This window comes from Oleiphilus sp. HI0066, assembly GCF_001635725.1.
The window spans coordinates 15,635-30,002 of record NZ_LWFH01001444.1; the positions used below are offsets into that span (position 1 = coordinate 15,635).

The following is a 14,368-nucleotide window of genomic DNA, read 5'->3' on the forward strand; positions in this document are numbered from 1 at the left end:
TCTTTTTTGTTTTCAGTGTGATAATGCCTTATCTAGCGCAAGCCAAACTTCTCTCTTGTACTTTGCTTAGACTTATCCCCTTTCTTTAACATCACGTATACAGCCCCCGTGCCTCCGTGGCGAGGTTGAGCAGAATGAAACGCCATAACTTCGTCGATCTGAGGCAACCATACAGACAAGTGGCTTTTTATCGCAGCGATCTTGTCTGCATTGCGTTCGCCCTTACCGTGGAGTATCAGAACTGTACGAAGTTCGTATTGAAAGCAGTCACGCAAAAACTGGAACACCTCACGACGCGCTTCTTCAACTGTCAGCCTATGTAGGTCGAGCCTCGCCTCAATGTCGTAGCGCCCCATTCTCAGATTTTTATATACGCCGTGCTGCACTCCATCTTTACGATACTCGAGTACATCTGCCGCTTTTAACTCTGGCACTACTGTCGACGCTAAGGGGTCAAGCGCTTGCTTTGCAGAAACCGCCAAGCTTCTACGTACAACTTTACCGGGCGTATCACTTTCAACTTTCTTTAAATGCGCGCGGTTTTGCTTGATGCGCTCAACACCAGACATTTCAGCAGCAAACAAATCCGTATCATCGTCATTCTGCATTATCTTCTCTCTTATACTGCTTCTAACTCGCCCTCTAATTCAGCACTTGCTAAATCGGCAGGACAACGAACACTAAACACATCCGACAATTGCTCCCAAGGAGGATTGACCGTGTTTTCTAACATAAATTCCGTGAACGCAACGACTTTTGAAGGTGGTTCGCGACGGCTCGGGTATACCATATAAAACGTTCTTTCTTGGAAAGGCGTATCTTGCAGCAATAATTTCAATTTACCGGCTCGCACATCATCAGCAATGAGTAGCTGTGGAACAGCACCGATGCCATAGTGCTCAAGAACAAGTCGCTGGATCAACTCAACATCGTTAGCAATCATACGAGATTGAATGTTCGGCGCTTCAATTTGGTTTTTACCCTGCAATACCCATTCAAATTCTGGGTGAGTAATACACGTATGCTCTTTCAGATCTTCAATTGATTTGGGGATGCCATTTTTAGCCAGATATTCAGGTGTTGCACATAATGATAAACGTGCAGTGCCAAGATTTCGTGCGACAAGGCTAGAATCTTCTAAGGGGCCAATTCGAAACGCAATATCAATTTCTTCATCGAGCATATCCAAAGGTTTGTTATCAGAGATAATCTCAAGATTGACCTTTGGATACATCTCAGAAAAGCGCTTCAGAATATCAATAAAGAACGGAACTCCGAAAGCTAAGGGAGTACTGATTCTTAGCAGACCTGTTGGCTCTGACTGCATGTTATTAACAATGCGGTCTGCTTCCTCAGCCTGCTCTAGCATTTTCATGCAGTTTTCGTAGTAGAGTTTTCCTGTCTCAGTTGGTTTTAAATTTCGCGTCGTTCGATTAATAAGTCTCACACCAACACGCTTTTCTAACTGGGAAACTTTTCGACTTACCGTCGATTTTGGCAACCTCAATTTATCCGCTGCTTTCGTGAAACTACCGCACCCCACGACAACAGCGAATATCGCCATTTCATTTAAATCTTGCATAAACCACCTTTGCCCACAGAAATGAAACAAACAAGCTACATTTTCTTTTTTATGCCACAAATGAAACAGTACATTCAATAGATTGTTCTTTTTTATGAGCATAATTTCGGAATAAACTAGCTCGCATCACAATAATCAGGGTAAATCCCAACCTTCACTAAGGACTTCATCATGACTACCGACAAGCTTGCCGCGGGTATTATTAAGTGGCGCTGGGCAATCATCGTCGCAACTTTTGTCATTGTTGGCATCATCGCTTCAGGTCTTACTAACATAAGCTTTAGCTCAAACTATCGCGTTTTTTTCTCTTCGGATAATGAACAGCTGGTAGCCTTCGAGACCATTCAAAATACCTACTCGAAGTCTGATAATGTGCTTTTGGTCGTCGAGCCTGAAGATGGGATCGTCTTCAGCAGAGAAACTCTTTCTGCAATTCAAGAACTGACGGAAAGCAGCTGGCAACTTCCATATTCAACGCGCGTTGATTCCATTACAAACTACCAGCATACCCAAGCCGAAGAAGACGACTTAATCGTTGCAGACTTGGTTGAATTCCCTGAAGACGTTGACCTTGATTATGTCAAAAACGTTGCACTAAACGAGCCATTGTTAGTGCGTCGATTAATCTCTCCAGAAGCGCATGTCACTGCAGTAAATGTGACGATTCAGCTTCCCGAGCTATCCGAATCAGAAACCCGAGAGGTCGTCAGCGCAGCAAGAAATATTGTGGCTGACTTTGAAGAAAAATATCCAAACTTGTCTGTCTATATCACCGGAACAACAATGCTTGGCAACGCCTTTGCTGAGGCCTCTGAAGCTGACATGAAATCACTAATGCCAATCATGTTGTGCGTCATTATCGTGACTTTATGGCTCCTTCTAAGATCATTCACGGGAACCGTCGCGACGATTCTTGTCATCATTCTCTCTGCGTTGACAGCGATGGGGCTATTCGGTCATCTAGGTTGGGTGCTTACCGGCCCAACAACAAGTGCGCCAGTCATCATCACCACGATGGCCGTTGCCGACAGCGTGCATATACTCGTCACATTTCTCTACAACTTACGTCAAGGCATGCCAAAGCATAGTGCGATGCAAGAAAGTATTCGTATCAACTTCCAACCAGTATTTATCACTAGTCTAACGACTGTTCTTGGCTTTATGACGATGAACTTCTCTGAAGTCCCTCCCTTTAGAGACCTAGGAAACACAGTAGCAATGGGCGTGATTGCGGCGCTCTTCTTCTCAGTATTCTTCCTACCTGCATTTATGTCAGTGATGCCAATTTCAACGAAGAAGCAAGCAGCACGTCAAAGCAAGGGTATGGACAAACTTGCCTCTTTCATCATCAACAATCGTAATGGCGTTTTGATCGGCTCTGGCATTGTCACAGTCGTTTTGTTCGCTTTAATTCCGCTAAATCAAATTAACGATGACTTTATCGCCTACTTCAAGGAATCGGTGGAGTTCCGTGCAGACACTGAATTCACATCTGACAATTTAACTGGCATCTACAATATTGCCTTTTCTCTGGAGCAAGGCGAAAGCAACGGTATTAGCCAACCAGAATTCTTGAGACAAGTTGAGTCGTTCTCGCAATGGCTCAAATCAAAGCCAGAAGTCACAAATGTCGAAACCATCACCGAGATATTCAAACGTTTAAACAAAAACATGCATGCCGATAATCAGGACTTCTTCATGCTGCCTGAGGACAAAGAATTAGCTGCACAGTACCTGTTGCTATATGAGATGTCGCTTCCTTATGGCTTAGACCTGAACAACCAGTTGAATATCGATAAGTCCTCTGCACGAATATTAATCTCGTTAGAAAACGTTGATACCAGAACTACATTGCGCCTCGAGCAGGAAATTAGCCAATGGCTCGAAGATAATACAGATATCGAATCTTTTTATGCAGCAAGCACCAATTTGATGTTTTCCCATATCGGAAAGCGCAATGTCGACAGTATGATCATGGGCGTATGCTATGCCTTAATCGTTATCATCATCGTGATGTGTATCGTTTTACGCTCCTTACGATTAGGCGCTGTAAGCATTATCCCTAACCTCGTACCAATCGGCGCAACCTTTGGTATATGGGGACTATTTCAAGGCGATGTAGGCATCTCTATTGGAAGTGGTGTTGGCATGATATTGGGTATCGTGATCGACAATACTGTGCACTTCCTTAGCAAATATCAACGCGCTCGCAGAGAGAAAAACTATACCGCTGAAGAAGCCGTTCGATATGCATTTACCATGGTAGGCACCGCCCTATGGGTAACAACATTCGTACTTGTTGCAGGGTTTATGGTACTTGCTTTATCAGACTTTAATATGAACGCATACATGGGAATCTTCACTGCGATCACGATTACACTCGCTTTGATTTTTGATTTCTTCGCATTACCTGCAATGCTTCTATGGCTTGATAAGGGCGATAAATCCCATACAACATCAATGCAAAACAAAGAAGCCGTCAATGACGCTGTCACAGTAAATCAGCAAGCATCATAAGAAAAAAGGCGCCAATTGGCGCCTTTTAATTTTTTTGGTTTTTATTCCTTCGCTATTCTGGTCTGACACATTCACCACGACTTCGGTCTTGTCGACAACGTATCTTCCACAATAATTTAAGCGCTGTTGGATGATTCACCTTATCGTCTTTCAAGGCCAAGCGAACACGTTTACTGAAGTGGTCAATATCATCTTTCGTAAATTGATCGACCCCAATCCAATATTTCGCCGGTATTTCTTTCTCGGCATCACTAACCAATTTATCGATCGCTTTCAAACGCGTAAAAATATATTTACGCATTTTAAATCCGAAATCGTCAGGAAACGCACTTTTGCGTGACACCGTCTGCAACATGCCGTAATACAATCGGTAATCGATAATGCCACCTCGTTTTCCTAAACCGTGATACAACTCGAAGGTGTTATACGCAAGCGCGGGCATAAGCAGTATGTCTATGTTGCCGTTATTAAACATGGGAGCGAAAGTAGAAAGGGTCGTTGCAACGGGCGTTGCTCCAGCAAGTTTGGCAAACTTCATAGCTTGTGGATCGTTATTCAAAACAGAGATACGACGCCCAGAAAAATCACCTATATTATTGATGGATCGATCATTCACAAAAGCGTACATCGAGCCGACAGGGAATGTTGCGACAACCTCATACTTTCCCTGAGTCATTAACCTTCCAGCTTTGGGTCTGGCTAAGGTTTTTAATACAGTTTCCAAACCTCGCTGCGAGCTAATCGCACCGATGGCATCCATCGTTCCGCCAAACTTTACAAACTGACGCGATAGAATAGCGCTTAGCAAGACGGCGTCACACTTTCCCGCTTTGAAATCATTTGCTGCGATTTTTTCATCTGTATAAGCGATGAACCGTATACTTAAGCCCCAGGATTGCGCTTTAGGAATAAGATCTGAATAAAACGCCATGACAGGCCCACTGCGGCCGACAGGATCCCATACACAAAACACTTTACGCTCAAGTGCATGTGCAGATGATGCAAATACTGAAAGTAACAACGTTATTACGAAACAACGTATCACTGTATCGCGCGAATATAAGCTTGTCCGTGCTTTCATAGAAAATGTAACCGCTATCATTATTGGTTCCACTGCCGAGTTATTTTAATAAACAGTGGTCAACAAATGCATATAAAGCCTGCTAACATTGCTGCGAAGCTTCAAGGGGGCACTACATTAATAGTGCACTCCTCAAGCATCAAATCATTCTGCGCAAACTTTGAACAAGATCATGCAAATTCAAAAAAAAACACCTCTAATCGTGATCCTTGGGCCTACCGCAAATGGAAAAACTCGTTTAGGGATTGAGCTCGCCAAACAATTTAATGGCGAAATTATCTCCGCAGATTCAAGACAAGTCTTTCGTCGTATGGACATCGGAACGGGGAAGGATCTTCAAGAATACGGTGATCTTCCTTACCATCTCATTGATATTGCCGAGCCGGGCCAGGAATATAATCTCTTTCGGTATGCGCAAGACTTCTCTTCCGCTTTTGAAAAAGTCATATCTCGTAATAAATTGCCTTTTCTTGTTGGTGGAACGGGAATGTATTTGGATGCGACACTCCAGCGTTATGCATTAACCTCAGCCCCGATTGATAAAAAGCTGCGTTCAGAATTAGAAGAAAAATCGCACGAACAGCTTATACACCAGCTTCACGAATTATCCCCTAGTCTTCACAACGAGACCGACTCAATTGATAAAGACAGAACCATTCGCGCAATAGAAATCGCTTTAGCAGAGAAATCTGGTAGCCCATGCGTACATTGGCCCGATTTTGAGCCTTGCGTTATAGGCCTGCAGTTTCCAAGAGAAGTGACTCGTGAACGAATCAGTGCGCGCCTATCGGCGCGCCTAGAAGAAGGTATGATCGAAGAAGTAGAAAACCTTATTCAAGATGGTGTCTCACACGAAGCACTTGAGCATTACGGCTTAGAGTATCGGTTTATCTCTCAACATCTACTTGGAGAAATGAACTTGAACGACATGCATCAAAAGCTACGCAGCGCTATTCATCAGTTTGCGAAACAACAGGAAAAGTGGTTTCGCAATATCGAGAAGAAAGGCGTAAAAATCCATTGGCTGGACACACAAAACTCTCTCTTTGATCAAGGCTCAAAGATAGTTAGTTCATTTCTGAAAAACATTTAGAAATACGGCCGTGCTCTATCGCTCGCAAATAGAACTAAGTATCCTGCTCGCTCGCTAATAAAATCAAAGTACGAGTATGATGTATGCCTGCATTAAATAGCCCATTTAGTCCAAACAATAAGCCTGAAATAAAAAATCGTTTGTTCAAGTCTGCCATGAGCGAACAGCTTGGCGACAAGCAACATAATCCTGATAAACGTCTATCTAAGTTATATGAAGCATGGTCATTAGGAGGCACAGGTTTACTTGTCACGGGCAACGTCATGATAGACAGAACCGCTTTAGGTGAGCCTAAGAACGTTGTATTAGATGAACAAAGTGACCTCGCAGCTTTTAGAGCCTGGGCTACAGCCGCAAAAAAGAACGGTACTCAAGTATGGATGCAGTTAAATCATCCAGGTAAACAAATACCTAAATTCCTAAGCAAAGAGCCTGTTGCGCCATCAGCGATTCCTCTAGGAGGCGCACTGCAAGCATCTTTCAATTGCCCCCGCGCTTTGCACGATAATGAGATCAACCACATTATTGATGCGTTTGCGACCAGCGCGCGACTCGCTAAAGAAGCAGGATTTGATGGCATACAGATCCATGGCGCACATGGCTATTTGGTTAGTCAGTTCCTCTCCCCCCACCACAATCAACGGAAGGACAAATGGGGCGGATCATTAAAAAATCGCATGCGCTTTGTTGAAAGCGTTTACTCCGCAATAAGAAAAGCAGTCGGCGATGATTTCCCAGTAGGTATTAAACTCAACTCAGCCGATTATTCAAAAGGCGGGTTCAGTCATGAAGAAGCCATGCAGGTTATTTCTCGACTTGGTGAACTGAACATTGATCTAATTGAAATCTCTGGTGGCACCTACGAAAGTCCTAAAATGATGGGCCACAAAATCGCAGAAAGTACGCAAAAAAGAGAAGCATATTTTCTAGAGTTCGCAGAATCAATCCGCGACAAAGTAAACGTACCACTTGTCGTAACCGGAGGATTCCGTTCAGCAGAAGCAATGCAACATGCTCTCGATCAAAACGCTTGTGACATGATCGGGCTAGCGCGTCCACTTGCGATCGACCCTAAAGTCGGACAAAAACTATTAGATGACGCCTCATATAGAATCGACTGGAAAGAACCTACAACGGGCGTAAAAAGTGTGGATCAAATGGCCATGCTTTCGATCACATGGTACGAATTCCAACTCGCGAGAATGGGTGATGGAAAACTTCCTAAACCGAGTTTGAATGCATGGTCTACCGTAGGCCAAACACTATTTTCGGTGGGTAGACACGCATTTAAGAAAAGACGCGCTTAAGTCAGTCTGCGCCGTTAATCAAAGCTCTTTTTTTAGCGGCGCTTAATTTTTTAATTACATATTCTCGTTTCGATGCCTCGCTTCGATTCAGGCACTGTTCACGGTATACGACAGCCTTCGCAACTTTGCCTCTAAAGAACTTAGCACCCTGCTTTCCACCATTAGATACAGCGCAATGTTCTGAGAAACGGCGATCAATATCTGTTGAGATTCCGGTATAAAGGACACCGCACTCAGTCTCAACCATATAAACATACCAGCGCTGTTCCACGACATTCATCCACATCTAATCAACAAAACATATAAAACACTAGGCAGATTTTACATATAATCCGTCGTACTCAGCCATCGCATATTGCATTACTTATGTTTCGAAACGATAAACTCATCAGACCTAAAAATCTTTCAATCACCATAACATTAGTTTTGTCATTGTTGATGTGGTTTGCATCCAATACATTTCCAATCATCGGTTTAGGTCTAGCTATACTCGCATTAGGCCTACTAGCTTATCAGTGTTTGTTTTACTTACATGTTTGGCCAACATTTAAACAACCAGAAAACCCTCTTCTTTTTTCAATTTATTGGTCTTTGATAGCAGGCCTGATCATCCCATTTTTAATCACTGAATTGATCGAAAATGGAGTCGGTGGGATTCTAAATATTTTTAGTGAATAATGAATCTCTGAACACCTCGGCCACCGTATAGAAATAAAATTATAATCATCGCTCATGATGCTTGTTAGTGCGCGCGAGCATTCTTATAATTCGACTCTTTACAGTTAGAGATAGCCTTATGTCAAACCAAGCCAATACTCAGCAAGATTGCCCAGAAACGATTAAGTTCAATCGTCTGTTTTGGCATAGCCGCCGAGGGATGCTCGAGCTAGATGTGTTGTTGGTTCCCTTTTTGAAGGAAGTCTACAAAGATCTATCTGAAGAAGATAAAGCAAAATACGAAGACCTCTTAACATGCGAAGACACTGAGCTCTTCCAGTGGTTCATGCAAAAGAGCGTACCGGACAATGCAGACCATGCTTACATGGTAAAAATGATATTGGATCGTGTTCAACCAAGTTAATATCACCATTAAACAGTCCTACGCAATGCTGGGTATATTAACCTTACCTAGCATCGTGGCACTAGCTATGTTGATAATCGCAGAAGCCTCATTATTTAGTGCAGGTGCTGCATGCATCGCCATAGGGACTAATGCTTATTTAACTTACTCGGTTTTCAAATCTCACGCACACAACAATGCTCTCATGATTGAGGGGAAAAAACTCGTTTATCGTCGCGATGGACACTACTTACCAATCTCGATTCATAGCTCAGTTTGGCTCACGCACGCCTTTGCGATTCTGGTACTAGCCACTAATAGCGGTGCGAAATACATCATTTGCTTGAGCCCTCTAACGAGCAGTAAAAAAGATCACCATCGCAGACTATACGTTCACGATCGGCATAACAAAGAACTTTCACAAACAACTTCAACGATAGCGACAAAATGATACAGACAGGTGTACAACTCCCCTATTCATTAATCAAAGTAAGCGGCCCAGATGCTGAGAAATTTTTGCAGGGCCAATTTAGTTGCGACGTAACTGAACTAGCACCGCTTCAATGCACCTATGGCACAGCTAACAGCGCCAAAGGGCGCATGTATTGGTTGTTCGTCATCGCCAGAATCGAAGACGGTTTTTTGATAAAAGTACATGAAAGCGTTCGCCAACAAGGCGTCGATACTTTGAGTAAATACAAAGTCTTTTTTAAATGCGAGATCGAAACGCTTGAACATGCAAAAGTGTTTGGCGTTTTCGACGAGTCGAATTTAAAAGATGAACACGTGCTGCAAAACACGAATTTCGGTCTTACTCGCCAAGTCGACGCACAACGACAAGAACTATGGCAACTGAATGAGGCAGACGCGCCAATTACCTTAGACCCTAATTTACTCAACGAGTGGTATAAGCAGGACTGCCTATCTGGAATCCCAGAACTATATCCTGAAACCATCGAGACATTTATTCTTCAAAATCTGAATCTTCAAGACTTAGGTGCGGTGAGTTTCAAAAAAGGATGCTACACTGGGCAAGAAATTATCGCGCGTATGAAATTTCTTGGGAAAGCGAAGAAGCGTATGTATCGCTTTCAATCTGGGCAATCTGCAAGCCTACTTCCCGGAGAAAATATTTTTGATGAAGCTGGTAAAAAACTAGGAGAGATTGTTCGCGTTCATACGAATGAAAACGATACCTTAGGCCTAGCTGTTTGCGATATCGAGCGAGTAAAAGACAGTAACGTCGCTTATCTAAATTCGAATCAATCTGTAAAAGCTGAGTTATTCGAATTACATTACAATCCTAACTAAAAACAGTAATTTACACGCTTTATTGTAATTCTGCTCTACACTTACGTATATCTAAAAGTTATTAGTTTTTGAGGTAAGTGTAAGCATGTCTGAACTCGCAAGTAAGATCGTCGAAGCCATTACCAAAGCTATCGATGATGATCGCCTAATTCTACCGTCACTACCCGAGGTTGCGCTTAACGTGCGTGAAGTGACAGAACAAGAAGACTCTGGTATCGGCGATCTGATTGACGTTGTTGAAAAAGACGCAGCACTCTCTGCTCGAATCATTAAGGTGAGCAACAGCCCACTATTTCGCGGCAATAACGAAATCTCTAACCTGAACATGGCTGTTAGTCGACTAGGAATGTCGTACACAAGTAGCTTGGCAATGGGTTTGGCTATGCAGCAGATGTTCCAAGCCACCTCAGATATGATCGATAAACGTATGCGCGAGATCTGGGAAAAAAGTACCGAAGTTGCAGGCATGTGTACCGTACTCGCTCGCCAGCACAAACATCTTCAACCTGGCCAAGCAACTCTAGCTGGATTGATTCATTCGATTGGCGCTCTGCCTGTTTTAAAGTTTGTCGAAGACAACGATATTCAGATCAATAGCGTTATTTTAGATAACCTATTAGATGAGCTTCAGCCCCTCGTCGGTGACAAAATCCTTACTAAATGGTCGTTCCCGGCAGAGCTTGCGATCGTTCCGAAAGAGTGCACAAACTTCACGCGTACCGTTGCGCAAGTTGATTATGCAGATCTTGTTATGGTGTCTTTACTTCAAAGCTATAACGGCACAGATCATCACTACACTGAGATGGACTATCACCAAGTATCGGCCTTTGAGCGCGTTGGGATTAATCCTGACCCTGAACATGAAGATGAAGATTTAAATGCAGAAATGGAAGCAGCAATGGCTCTTCTAAGTATGTAGCTTTCGCTTTCACAGCAACCGGAGTCTGCCCTTCTAATTTATAGAAAGAACGGCAGATTCCAATCAATTTGATAAACCCCATTTTCCTCTAAATACCGATTAGCCTTTGAAAAAGGCTGACTCCCAAAAAAACCTCGATGCGCAGATAATGGTGAAGGATGCACTGACGTTAATACGCAGTGTTTCGACGTATCAATGAACTGCCCTTTTTTCTGAGCGTAGCTACCCCATAATATAAACACGAGGTTCTCTCGTTCATCATTTAGTTTGCGGATAATCGCATCTGTAAACTGCTCCCACCCCTTTCCTTGATGCGCATTTGCGTTCGCCTGCTCTACCGTCAAAACAGCATTCAATAATAAAACACCCTGCTCTGCCCATTCTTGTAGATAACCATGCATCGGAATCGGACATCCAATGTCGGTTTCAAGCTCTTTATAAATGTTCATCAGAGAAGGTGGAATTTTTACACCAGGCTGAACAGAAAAGCTCAGACCATGTGCCTGATTTGGCCCATGATAAGGGTCTTGCCCTAAAATGATAACGCGAACATCTTCAAAATCAGTTGCATTTAAGGCACTAAAAAGAAGATCTGATGCGGGATAAATAGTTTTTCCAGCGGCGAGCTCTGAATCAAGAAAAGAATCTAGCTCACGCATATAGGGGAGCGTAAATTGCTCCCCTATTATCGTCTTCCAAGACGCTGATAAATCTTCTTCCTTGATCATCATTGCAATGAGTTACGCACCTTGCGGCTTCATGTGCGGGAATAATATAACATCACGAATACTTGGCGAATCAGTAAACAGCATCACTAAGCGGTCAATACCAATACCCTCACCAGCGGTTGGCGGCAAACCATACTCAAGTGCCGTAATGTAATCAGCATCAAAGTGCATCGCTTCATCATCACCCGCATCTTTCTCTTCAACTTGCTTTAAGAAACGTTGCTTTTGATCTTCCGCGTCGTTTAACTCTGAGAAGCCATTCGCTAATTCACGGCCACCAACGAAGAATTCGAATCGATCAGTGACGAATGGGTTATCGTCATTACGGCGTGCCAAAGGCGAAACTTCCCAAGGGTACGCGGTGATAAATGTTGGCTGATCAAGTTTCTCTTCAGCAGTCTCTTCAAAGATCTCGCACAAGTATTTTCCTGCGCCCCACGTCGCTTGCTGAGGTGAATCAGGCACACCAACTTGCTTCGCATAAGCCTTCATTTGATCAATATTCGACTCAGGGTTATTGATCACCGCAGCGTCAAAATCAGGGTTGTACTTCAACACAGCCTCAGCCATGGTCATGCGTGTAAACGGCTGATTGAAATCATATAAAGTCTCTTCAACCACATTGCCATCTGCATCTTTCTTCGTGCTCTTGATATCGGTAGTACCTAATACCTGTAAAGCAACAGTGCGCAGCATATCTTCGGTAATATCCATCAAATCGTGGTAATCAGCATACGCCTGATAGAATTCGATCATTGTGAACTCAGGATTATGTCGCGTTGACAGCCCCTCATTACGGAAATTACGGTTAATTTCAAACACACGATCAAAACCGCCAACAACTAAACGCTTCAAATATAGCTCTGGCGCGATACGCAAAAACATGTCGATATCTAAAGCATTGTGGTGCGTTTCAAATGGCTTAGCCGTCGCACCACCTGGAATCACCTGAAGCATTGGTGTTTCAACTTCCATGAAGTCTTTTTCAGCTAAGTAATTGCGAATAGCACTCACGATCTTCGAACGAATCATGAAGGTGTTGCGCGTATCTTCGTTAGCAATCAAATCAACATAACGCTGACGATACTTTGTTTCTTGATCCGCTAAGCCATGATATTTATCAGGCAGAGGACGCAAAGATTTCGTCAAAATACGGAAGTTAGCGACATCAGTAACTTCAACATATAAGTCACCCTTACCTGATTTACTCAGCGTGCCGGTTGCTCCAACAATATCGCCAAGATCTAGGTTGGCCCAATCTTTCGATTCTTTCTGGATAGGCTTGCCCACATAACTCTGGATTGAGCCAGATACGTCTTGAATGCCTACAAACGGGCCACCACGACGCATAACGCGCCCGGCAACAGCAACAGGGATAGCTAACTCAACAAGCTCTTCTTTACTCTTATCACCATACTGCGCTTGCAAATCACCCGCTAAGTTCTCACGACGGTGGTCATTGGGGTGACCGTTCGATTTACTACCTTCACGCAACTGCTCAAGTTTCGCTTTTCGCTCTGCGATCAACTTGTTTTCATCTTCAATAGATAGGCTTTGCTCTGACTTTACATCGTTCGACATGTTTGGTTCCGAATAAAATTACAATCCTAGCTTGAGGCTAGCTTCAATAAACTGATCTAAATCGCCATCTAACACTGCATTGCAGTTGCTAGTTTCGACATTGCTACGTAAATCTTTAATACGAGAAGAATCTAGTACATAAGAACGGATTTGGCTTCCCCAGCCGATATCCGATTTGCTCTCTTCTAAGGCTTGTGCTGCTTCACTACGCTTCATCATCTCAAGTTCATAGAGTTTGGCACGCAACTGTTGCATGGCCTTGTCTTTGTTCTGATGCTGTGAACGCTGATTTTGACACTGAACAACAATACCCGAAGGTTCGTGCGTGATACGAATCGCTGAATCCGTCGTGTTGACGTGCTGACCACCCGCACCACTTGATCGATATGTATCGATACGCAAATCTGCTGGGTTAATTTCAATGTCGACATTGTCATCAATCTCTGGGGAGACGAACACAGAAGCAAATGAAGTATGGCGACGATTTCCCGAATCAAAAGGTGATTTACGAACTAGGCGATGCACACCTGTTTCTGTTCTGAGCCAGCCGAAAGCATATTCACCTGTGAATTGAATGGTCGCACTTTTAATACCTGCGACCTCTCCATCAGACACTTCAACTAACTCAGTTTTAAACCCTTTTTGCTCACCCCAACGCAAATACATGCGCATAATCATCGATGCCCAATCTTGTGCTTCAGTACCGCCCGAACCAGATTGAATATCTAAGTACGCGTTATTGGGATCCATTTCGCCAGAGAACATACGACGGAACTCAAGAGTAGCTAGCTTTTCTTCTAAGCTTTCGATTTCACTTTGAACGTCGTTCACAGCGTCCTCGTCTTGCTCTTCAACCGCCATATCTAATAGGTCTTGGCAGTCATTCAATCCGCTTTCTAAATCTTCGATGGTAGTGACAACAGCTTCGAGACTTGAACGCTCTTTACCAAGCGCTTGCGCATTTTCGGGATTGTCCCAGACAGCAGGATCTTCTAGCTCGCGCGTAACTTCAACTAAGCGCTCATTTTTGGTATCGAAGTCAAAGATACCCCCTAAGCGTTACAACACGCTCGAGCATTTCTTTAATCTTCTGAACAATAGGATTTACTTCAAGCATTCACAGTCCTTGAGGGCAATCGTAAAAAGGCGCGTATTCTACACTTTTGCTACGATTACCGCCAATACATAG

Annotated in this window: 14 protein-coding genes; 7 read left to right on the plus strand and 7 right to left on the minus strand. The window is 43.5% G+C overall.

Features of this window, described 5'->3' with window-relative positions; all coding sequences use genetic code 11:
* Positions 1–32: 32 nt before the first annotated feature.
* Together smrA and A3738_RS22155 are read right to left on the minus strand one after the other, a co-directional pair.
* Complete coding sequence (smrA, locus tag A3738_RS22150) at positions 33–608, minus strand: DNA endonuclease SmrA (RefSeq protein ID WP_068502473.1); 576 nt, start codon at positions 606–608, stop codon at positions 33–35.
* Positions 609–619: 11 nt separating this feature from the next.
* A complete protein-coding gene (locus A3738_RS22155) occupies positions 620–1,582 on the minus strand; it encodes a LysR family transcriptional regulator (RefSeq protein ID WP_068480870.1) in 963 nt (320 codons plus the stop codon).
* Between the two features lie 171 nt (positions 1,583–1,753).
* Here A3738_RS22155 and A3738_RS22160 point away from each other — a divergent pair, with 171 nt between their 5' ends.
* Complete coding sequence (locus A3738_RS22160; RefSeq protein WP_068502474.1) at positions 1,754–4,099, plus strand: RND family transporter; 2,346 nt, start codon at positions 1,754–1,756, stop codon at positions 4,097–4,099.
* A gap of 52 nt (positions 4,100–4,151) precedes the next feature.
* Here A3738_RS22160 and A3738_RS22165 read toward each other — a convergent pair whose 3' ends face one another.
* Complete coding sequence (locus tag A3738_RS22165) at positions 4,152–5,201, minus strand: putative solute-binding protein (RefSeq protein WP_156493263.1); 1,050 nt, start codon at positions 5,199–5,201, stop codon at positions 4,152–4,154.
* 151 nt (positions 5,202–5,352) lie between these two features.
* Between A3738_RS22165 and miaA the strand changes: the two genes are divergently transcribed.
* The gene (gene miaA, locus A3738_RS22170; RefSeq protein ID WP_068502475.1) at positions 5,353–6,273 is read left to right on the plus strand and encodes a tRNA (adenosine(37)-N6)-dimethylallyltransferase MiaA; all 921 of its coding nucleotides are present in this window, start codon (positions 5,353–5,355) and stop codon (positions 6,271–6,273) included.
* Positions 6,274–6,356: 83 nt separating this feature from the next.
* Positions 6,357–7,580: an NADH:flavin oxidoreductase/NADH oxidase family protein gene (locus A3738_RS22175; protein ID WP_068502478.1), complete on the plus strand. Its 1,224-nt coding sequence runs from the start codon at positions 6,357–6,359 to the stop codon at positions 7,578–7,580.
* A gap of 1 nt (position 7,581) precedes the next feature.
* Here A3738_RS22175 and A3738_RS22180 read toward each other — a convergent pair whose 3' ends face one another.
* Positions 7,582–7,851 (minus strand): GIY-YIG nuclease family protein, encoded by a 270-nt coding sequence (locus A3738_RS22180; RefSeq protein ID WP_231876733.1) that lies wholly within the window; start codon positions 7,849–7,851, stop codon positions 7,582–7,584.
* A gap of 525 nt (positions 7,852–8,376) precedes the next feature.
* Here A3738_RS22180 and A3738_RS22190 point away from each other — a divergent pair.
* The 4 genes from A3738_RS22190 (at position 8,377) to A3738_RS22205 (ending at position 10,870) form a co-directional block, all read left to right on the plus strand.
* Complete coding sequence (locus tag A3738_RS22190) at positions 8,377–8,661, plus strand: succinate dehydrogenase assembly factor 2 (RefSeq protein ID WP_068500121.1); 285 nt, start codon at positions 8,377–8,379, stop codon at positions 8,659–8,661.
* On the plus strand, positions 8,645–9,091 hold the full coding sequence (locus A3738_RS22195) for a hypothetical protein (RefSeq protein WP_068763543.1): 447 nt from the start codon (positions 8,645–8,647) through the stop codon (positions 9,089–9,091). Before A3738_RS22190 ends, A3738_RS22195 begins: the two co-directional genes overlap by 17 nt.
* Entirely contained in the window at positions 9,088–9,951 is an 864-nt protein-coding gene (locus A3738_RS22200; protein WP_068499913.1) for a folate-binding protein YgfZ, read from the plus strand. Before A3738_RS22195 ends, A3738_RS22200 begins: the two co-directional genes overlap by 4 nt.
* Before the next feature lie 85 nt (positions 9,952–10,036).
* Positions 10,037–10,870, plus strand: coding sequence for an HDOD domain-containing protein (locus tag A3738_RS22205; protein WP_068480897.1), 834 nt, complete (start codon positions 10,037–10,039; stop codon positions 10,868–10,870).
* Positions 10,871–10,908: 38 nt separating this feature from the next.
* Here the strand turns inward: A3738_RS22205 and ung are convergent, their stop codons facing one another.
* From ung to prfB, 3 genes are all read right to left on the minus strand, one after another.
* Positions 10,909–11,601 carry a uracil-DNA glycosylase gene (ung, locus tag A3738_RS22210; protein WP_068502488.1) on the minus strand — a complete coding sequence of 231 codons (693 nt, stop codon included), beginning with the start codon at positions 11,599–11,601 and terminating at the stop codon, positions 10,909–10,911.
* 9 nt (positions 11,602–11,610) lie between these two features.
* Positions 11,611–13,179, minus strand: a complete 1,569-nt coding sequence (gene lysS, locus A3738_RS22215; RefSeq protein ID WP_068502493.1) for a lysine--tRNA ligase — start codon at positions 13,177–13,179, stop codon at positions 11,611–11,613.
* A gap of 18 nt (positions 13,180–13,197) precedes the next feature.
* A protein-coding gene (gene prfB / locus A3738_RS22220) for a peptide chain release factor 2 (protein ID WP_156493262.1) occupies positions 13,198–14,296 on the minus strand; the annotation gives its coding sequence in 2 pieces (ribosomal slippage) (positions 13,198–14,220 and positions 14,222–14,296; 1,098 coding nt in all).
* Between the last annotated feature and the right edge of the window lie 72 nt (positions 14,297–14,368).

Bases quoted from the DNA above. Each gene is read 5' to 3' on its own strand.
- miaA (WP_068502475.1), top strand. From the start codon at position 5,353: ATGCAAATTCAAAAAAAAACACCTCTAATCGTGATCCTTGGGCCTACC.
- A3738_RS22200 (WP_068499913.1), top strand. From the start codon at position 9,088: ATGATACAGACAGGTGTACAACTCCCCTATTCATTAATCAAAGTAAGC.
- A3738_RS22155 (WP_068480870.1), bottom strand. From the start codon at position 1,582: ATGCAAGATTTAAATGAAATGGCGATATTCGCTGTTGTCGTGGGGTGC.
- A3738_RS22160 (WP_068502474.1), top strand. From the start codon at position 1,754: ATGACTACCGACAAGCTTGCCGCGGGTATTATTAAGTGGCGCTGGGCA.
- ung (WP_068502488.1), bottom strand. From the start codon at position 11,601: ATGATGATCAAGGAAGAAGATTTATCAGCGTCTTGGAAGACGATAATA.
- A3738_RS22205 (WP_068480897.1), top strand. From the start codon at position 10,037: ATGTCTGAACTCGCAAGTAAGATCGTCGAAGCCATTACCAAAGCTATC.
- A3738_RS22190 (WP_068500121.1), top strand. From the start codon at position 8,377: ATGTCAAACCAAGCCAATACTCAGCAAGATTGCCCAGAAACGATTAAG.
- A3738_RS22175 (WP_068502478.1), top strand. From the start codon at position 6,357: ATGCCTGCATTAAATAGCCCATTTAGTCCAAACAATAAGCCTGAAATA.
- A3738_RS22165 (WP_156493263.1), bottom strand. From the start codon at position 5,201: ATGATAGCGGTTACATTTTCTATGAAAGCACGGACAAGCTTATATTCG.
- smrA (WP_068502473.1), bottom strand. From the start codon at position 608: ATGCAGAATGACGATGATACGGATTTGTTTGCTGCTGAAATGTCTGGT.
- lysS (WP_068502493.1), bottom strand. From the start codon at position 13,179: ATGTCGAACGATGTAAAGTCAGAGCAAAGCCTATCTATTGAAGATGAA.